This window comes from Streptomyces sp. CB02959 (genome assembly GCF_002803155.1).
GTDB lineage: Bacteria > Actinomycetota > Actinomycetes > Streptomycetales > Streptomycetaceae > Streptomyces.
The window spans coordinates 22135-28388 of sequence record NZ_NNBP01000014.1 but is presented as its reverse complement, the minus strand read 5'-3'; the positions used below and the strand labels follow the sequence as shown (position 1 = coordinate 28388).

Genomic DNA, 6254 nt, shown 5'->3' with positions numbered 1-6254 from the left:
GTGGCGCTGCTGCTGTCCACGGTCTTCGAGAAGTTCACCTGGACGGCCCGGGACCTGGCGGGCGTCGCGCTGATCCTCATCGGCAACGCGGTGATGCTCACCAACCCGGCACTGCTGCGGCGCCTGACCGGCAGACCGGCCCCGGCGGAGGAACCCGCGGTACCCACCCCGGCCGACCGCTGACACCACCCGCCACCCGTACGACCCGTAGGCCCGGCCCTCCCCGTAGGACCGGGCCTACGCGCAAGACCGGCCCGACCCGTACGGTTCGTAGACCACCACCGCCCGAACTCCCGCCCCGGGCCCGTCCGTCCACCGTCCCCGCCGGGCCCGGGAACCCCGCATTGCCCGCCCTCTCACCGCCGAGGAGCGCCACCTTGCACACCGCCGCAGTCGTCGGCACCGGACTCATCGGTACCTCCATAGCCCTGGCCCTGACCGCTCGCGGAGTGACCACGCATCTGATCGACCGCGATCCCGACCGCCTCCGAATCGCCGCGGCACGCGGCGCCGGCACCCCCGAGCCCCCGTCGGCACCGGTGGACATCGCGGTCATCGCCGTACCGCCGTCGTCCACCGCCCGGACCCTCGCCGACCACCAGAAGGCCGAACTCGCCCGCGTCTACACCGATGTGGCGAGCGTCAAGGCGCTACCGCAGGCCGAGTGCCTGGCCCTCGGCTGTGACACCACGACCCTGGTGGGCGGCCATCCGCTCGCCGGACGGGAACGCTCCGGCCCGCTCGCGGCCCGCGCCGAGCTCTTCCAGGACCACCACTGGGTACTCACCCCTTCTCCGGACACCAGCGAGTCCGCCCTCAACCGGGCCCTGGAACTGGTGTCGCTGTGCGGCGCGGTGCCGGTGCTGCTGGACCCGCCCGACCACGACCGCGCCGTGGCGCTGGTCTCCCACCTCCCCCACCTCATGGCGACGCTCATCGCCGCCCGACTGCGCGAGGGCGAGGAGTACGCGGTCCGGCTGGCCGGCCGCGGGATGCGCGACGCCACCCGGGTCGCGTCCGGCGACGCCGGGCTCTGGGCCGACATCCTCGCCGCCAACGCCACCTCCCTCACCCCGCTCCTGACCGAACTCAGCGCGGACTTGGCCACCGCCGCCCAGGCCCTGTCCCGGCTGTCCGCCACCGACCAGGCACCGGAGGCGACCGCCGACGCCCTGGCCGACCTGACCGCGGTACTGCACCGCGGTGTCGAGGGCCGCTCCCGCATCTCACCCCCGTACGACGGCCCCGGGGCGCTCCCCCACACCGTGCTCTCGGTCACCCTCGGCGGCCGCGAACGGCCGCTGGCGCGGCTCCTGGACGACGTGGACGAGGCCCGGCTCGAACTGACGGGTCTGGAACTGACGGGCTTGGAACTGGCCGGACCTGCACCGGCGGACTCGGGCCGTCCGGACACCGGGGCCACACCGACCGCGGCCGACTCCGTCGGGCTCAAGGTGGCCCCGGACGTGGCCCACGCCCTCACCGAGGCCCTCCGCAACCGCGGCTGGACGGTCCGTTAGTCCACGTCCGCTTCCCCTGCCCCGTCTGCCCCACCCGCACCCTCCAGGAGGAGACCCCGCATGCCACACATCCTGATCGACCACGACGCGTCCCTGCGGGAGGTCCTGGACCGCCGCCGCTTCGCACACGAGCTCCACGCCCTCGCCGCGAAGAAGGTCGACGGCATCACCGTCGAGAGCTGCAAGACCCGGTTCCGCTGCGTCGAGGATGTCGTCATCGCCCACGACCAACCCCGACAGGCCCTGATCCACGTGGACTTCGCGATCCTGCCGGGCCGCGCCACCGAGACCAGGCAGGAACTGGGCCAGGCGGTCCTCGACCTGGTGCGCGCCCACACGGCGAATGCGACGGGCCTGACCGTGCACGCCTCCGTCGAGGTACGCGACCTCGACGCGGCCTATGCCAAACACGTGGAGCCGGCCACCACCGGGCAGTGACGACCGGTGGCCGACACCGCTCCGACACGAGGAGCGGCCCGACGCGGACGAAGGCACGCCGGACGCGGGGGTCGTCTCCCGGCCGGGCCCGGTGATCTACAGTCCTGCCCATGGTGCGGAAGCACGTGATCGTGTCTGGACGGGTGCAGGGCGTCTTCTTCAGGGACACCTGCCGCCAAACCGCGCTCGGGCGCGGTGTCTCGGGGTGGGTGCGCAACCTGCCCGGCGGGGACGTCGAAGCGGTCTTCGAAGGTCCCGAGGAACGCGTCGCGCAGATGGTGCAGTGGGCACACCAGGGACCGCCGTCCGCCGAGGTGGAGAAAGTCGAGGTACGGGACGAGCGGCCGGAAGGACTGAGCGGCTTCGAGGTCCTGACCGCTCCGCGTCCGTGAGGCGGTCGACCGGCTTCCCGGCGCCCTCGGCGCCGTTGCCGCGCCGACCGTCCGGTCACGGCGTCTTTCTCCGATCGCGGTCGTCCGTGCCGCGCAGCCGCGCGCACCGGCCCATGAGCCGGGCCAGGCAGGTGAGCGTCAGTCCCCAGACCGTCGTGCACGCCGAGATCAACGCCGCCGCGGCGGCCGTGGCGACCGAGCCCAACAGGCCCCGGAACACGGCTCCCAATCCGTGAGCCGCCCCGCAGGCCCCGTCACACGGCGCGGACGGTGGTGCCTGCGGCAGCGGTACGTCCCATCGCATGGTCGTCAGACGACGGTCGAGTTCCGCGTCCTGCACGCGCAAGTCCTGTTCGATCTGTGCCAGGAGGAATCGCTCCCGGCGGGAGAGTGCCTCAGCCATTGCGGTACTCCTCCGTGAGACCGCCCCCACGCCTTCCGCTCTCCCTCCCACTCTGATCCCGGCCCGCCCACCCGGCAATCGCTGCACCCCGGCGGTGGCGGCCGTCACCGTGGCGTGACCGCGCCGTCACGTCCCCGGTGACCAAGTGGAACCGGCCGCCGCCGCGCGCAAGCATCGAAGTGGGGCATGAGGCACAGCCTCGGCGGATCCGCAAGTCGGCGGAGCTCCGGGGCGCACGAGCGCGGGAGTTGGCATGACAACCGAGAAGCCGGTGGCCCGTCATGAGACCCGGCTGGCACTGGTCCTCAACGGCGGCGTCAGCCTCGCTGTCTGGATGGGCGGGGTCACGCACGAAATGGATCTGCTGCGCAGGGCCTCCGGCCCGGACTCCGAGGACTCCGTCGACGTACGCGACCGGGAAGTCTTCGCCATCTGGCGCAGACTCGCCCGGAAGGCCGGGACGAAGGTCGTGGTCGACATCGTCTCGGGCACCTCGGCGGGCGGTATCAACGGCTTGATACTGGCGACGGCGATCGCCCGCGGCGCGCGCCTGCCGCCGCTCAAGGACCTCTGGACGCACTCCGCCTCCCTGCAGAATCTGCTGGCCCCGCCGCCCCGGATGAGCGTGCTGAACGGTGACACCTTCGCGACGGAGGTCCGCAACGCGCTCCACCGCATCGAGGAGAGCCCCGAAGGCAGTACGCATCCGGTCACGCTGTTCGTCACGGCGACGGCTCTGGACGGGCGGGATCGAAGCTATCGTGACGGCTTCGGCACGGAATTCCAGGTCCGCGATCACCGGCGCCTTTACCGTTTCCAGCAGGAGAACAGCAGCGAACACCTCGGCTACGAGCTGGACGACCGGCAGGAGTGGAAATTCACCGAGCGGTCCGTCGCTCATTTCACGGGCGCAAACTCGCCAGCGCTTGTCAATGCGGCTCGGGCCACCGCGGGATTCCCGGTGGCGTTCCGGCCGGTTTCCGAGTTCCCGATGCTGGATCACCGGGTAATGCCGGATCCCGAACTCGATTTCCCGGCCAGTTGCGTGATCGACGGCGGTGTGCTCAACAATGCGCCCTTCGGGCCGGTGCTCCACGAAATCACCCGCCGCACACTCGATGTCCCCATGAAACGGGTCGTGGTCTACGTGGTGCCGTCCATAGGGCGACTGGCCCAGGAAAGCACCAAGAATTCCCTGTGCAGCGAGATCACCTGGAACACCACCGCGTTGAATGCGATCCGCTACCCGCAGGAAGTGAACCTCCGGTCCGGTATGGAGGACCTCGCCGCCCGCCTGAGGACGGGCATCCGGGACCAGCAGGTCGACCTGTTCCAGCGGCTGAGCGCATCGGAGCGGCAGGGCGAGGGAGAACTGTACGCACACGTCCGCGACGTGGCGGGGAAGCTCAACAACGAATACCGCCGCAGCCGGGCCATCGCGCTCCTCTACAACCTGCGCAAACGGATCGGCGAGAGCAGCGACATCAGCGCCCTGATCGTGACACCGGAACTGGACAGCGAACGGGTCGACGGCATCCTGGGCGCCCACCGGTGCGATGACGGCACGTGGCGGCACCCGAGTTGGCTGCCCCGCTTCGACCAGTCCCTGGATTTCGATCCCGCACAGCCGTGGAACTGGGGGATCGTCGCCGCGGAGCGCGTCATCCAGTGTCTGATCGGCCACCTCCTCGAACTGCTCGAAGAGGAGAAGCGGGAAGGCGCGCAGACGTCCCTCGGCGAGGGGGGCCGCGAGGTCAGCAGGTGCCTGCGGGAGGTGCTGGCACTCGCCGACGCCCTCGATTCCGAGATCCGCAGGAACGCCGACCCGAACGACCTGGCGGAGGAGGGCGCCGCTCGCCTCTATGACGAGCTGTTCGTCCGGCTGGGGATCCCGGACCGGCTGCGGGAGATCGTGGGGACGGCGAGCGAGAGCTATGTGCGCGCGATGACGGAGGCGGAACTCCACAACGGCTGGAGTGCGCGGGAAGTGGTGCATGCGTGCCTGGCCGTCGAGGTGCTCACCCGGGTGTACGCACCGCCATCACAGCTCGTGGAGCCGCTCACACCGAAGTTCGCCTTCATGCGACTGGGGCCGGACACGATGAGCCCGCTGTTCCACGAGGACCACCTCGACGGCTTCGGCGAGCGCAAGCTGTACGGGACCCGGCTGGCCCACTTCGGTGCGTTCGCCAACCCCGCCTGGCGGCAGTCCGACTTCGCCTGGGGCCGGCTGGACGCCGCCCATCATCTGCTCCGCCTGCTCGGCAGCATGGGCGAGCCGGAACGCAGGCGCGAGGAGAAGCTGCTGCACCAGGCCATCCTCACCGCCGAGGCCCCGCCGGACGACACGTCCGGCGCGCCGCGGACGGCGCGGGGCGCCTGGCAGTGGATGGCGGGCCACCTCCTGGAACTCCGGCAGACCGATGAGGCGTTGCTGCTCGGGCACCTCAGGACCGACGAAGGGAAGAAGAACCTCAAGGAGGTCGGCGACGCCGTGCTGCGGCTGCTCAGCGACACCGGCAACCCGGATGCTCCGGGAACTCCCGGATGGCACAAGGTGTGGCGAACCGCCGTGGAATACGGCCGGTCCTTCTTCGCCGACCGCCGGCACCTGGACAGCGACGACCCCGAACTCTCCGTTCGCCAGCGGCGCCCGGTGCGCCGCATCCCGACGGCATACGTGCGACGCAGCGCCCGGGCAACCTACGAGCGCGCCCCGCTGGAGGTGCCCGGGGCCGTGAAGAAGGCGGCCCTCAAGACCGAGGGGGCGTTCCTGGTGTCCTCCTGCCTGTCCGGTGTCGCGTGCCACCGGTTGTGGCAGTCGCTGCGCTCCGCCGCCCGGCTGCGGACCCGTCCTTCCGGCCCGTGAGCCGGGGCGGCACAGGTCAGAGGGCGCGCAACCGCCCGGTGCGGGCGAGCTCTTCGAGTGCGTCCAGGGACTGCCGCGCCCGGGCGGCCGCGGCCGGATCGCGGGCCTCGATGCCACTCCGGTCGAATTCGTCCTCGTCCAGGCGGAGCACGGTCGCGCCGTCCGCCGACTGCCACAGGTCCAGGTCCAGGTCCTCGACCGCGATGCCGTCCGGGCCGACCTCGGCGGGGCGCGTCACATCGCAGTACCAGCCCTTGACCGAACCGTCGGCGGCCCGCACCTCCTTGACCGCGTACCAGCGGTCGCGCCAGTAGTACTCGGTGAAGACATCGCCCGGTTCGAAGCGCACGAACCCGAAGTCCCGAGTGGTGGGCCTCGCCCAGGGTGCCCGTACGACGGCGCGTACCCCGTCGTCGCTCACGACGGTGGCGGGGTACCGCACCTTGGTCCGCCCCGCCTTCGTCAGCGTGACACTCACTTCGCCACCCACCGCCAGCGCATTGCCAGTCACCACGGCTCCCCTTGCTCCCTTACATGGGTCGATTCCACCACCGAACGCTCGCACCTTCTCCCGGACCGCGGCCGCAGTGCCAGCGCATTTCCGGGGCGCCACCGGCGTCGGCCCCGGGCAC

At 71.1% G+C, this 6254-nt stretch carries 7 protein-coding genes; 5 read left to right on the top strand and 2 right to left on the bottom strand.

Going from position 1 to position 6254, the window contains the following annotated elements:
* From CG747_RS48200 to CG747_RS22630, 4 genes are all read left to right on the top strand, one after another.
* The coding region (locus tag CG747_RS48200; RefSeq protein WP_219621517.1) for a hypothetical protein at positions 1-183 on the top strand (183 nt) is incomplete at its 5' end.
* A gap of 194 nt (positions 184-377) precedes the next feature.
* Positions 378-1520 (top strand): prephenate dehydrogenase, encoded by a 1143-nt coding sequence (locus tag CG747_RS22640; protein ID WP_100603631.1) that lies wholly within the window; start codon positions 378-380, stop codon positions 1518-1520.
* A gap of 60 nt (positions 1521-1580) precedes the next feature.
* Positions 1581-1958 (top strand): 5-carboxymethyl-2-hydroxymuconate Delta-isomerase, encoded by a 378-nt coding sequence (locus CG747_RS22635; protein ID WP_100603630.1) that lies wholly within the window; start codon positions 1581-1583, stop codon positions 1956-1958.
* Positions 1959-2068: 110 nt separating this feature from the next.
* Positions 2069-2350, top strand: a complete 282-nt coding sequence (locus CG747_RS22630; RefSeq protein ID WP_180985666.1) for an acylphosphatase — start codon at positions 2069-2071, stop codon at positions 2348-2350.
* 55 nt (positions 2351-2405) lie between these two features.
* Here the strand turns inward: CG747_RS22630 and CG747_RS22625 are convergent, their stop codons facing one another.
* A complete protein-coding gene (locus CG747_RS22625) occupies positions 2406-2753 on the bottom strand; it encodes a DUF3040 domain-containing protein (RefSeq protein ID WP_100603629.1) in 348 nt (115 codons plus the stop codon).
* A gap of 253 nt (positions 2754-3006) precedes the next feature.
* Between CG747_RS22625 and CG747_RS22620 the strand changes: the two genes are divergently transcribed.
* Positions 3007-5622 (top strand): DUF3376 domain-containing protein, encoded by a 2616-nt coding sequence (locus CG747_RS22620; RefSeq protein ID WP_100603628.1) that lies wholly within the window; start codon positions 3007-3009, stop codon positions 5620-5622.
* 16 nt (positions 5623-5638) lie between these two features.
* On the opposite strand, the gene CG747_RS22615 is transcribed toward CG747_RS22620, so the two are convergent.
* Positions 5639-6136, bottom strand: coding sequence for a DUF402 domain-containing protein (locus CG747_RS22615; protein WP_100603627.1), 498 nt, complete (start codon positions 6134-6136; stop codon positions 5639-5641).
* Positions 6137-6254: the final 118 nt, after the last annotated feature.

Excerpts from the sequence above, each read along its gene's own strand:
- CG747_RS22635 (WP_100603630.1), top strand. The coding sequence starts at position 1,581 with ATGCCACACATCCTGATCGACCACGACGCGTCCCTGCGGGAGGTCCTG.
- CG747_RS22630 (WP_180985666.1), top strand. The coding sequence starts at position 2,069 with ATGGTGCGGAAGCACGTGATCGTGTCTGGACGGGTGCAGGGCGTCTTC.
- CG747_RS22625 (WP_100603629.1), bottom strand. The coding sequence starts at position 2,753 with ATGGCTGAGGCACTCTCCCGCCGGGAGCGATTCCTCCTGGCACAGATC.
- CG747_RS22620 (WP_100603628.1), top strand. The coding sequence starts at position 3,007 with ATGACAACCGAGAAGCCGGTGGCCCGTCATGAGACCCGGCTGGCACTG.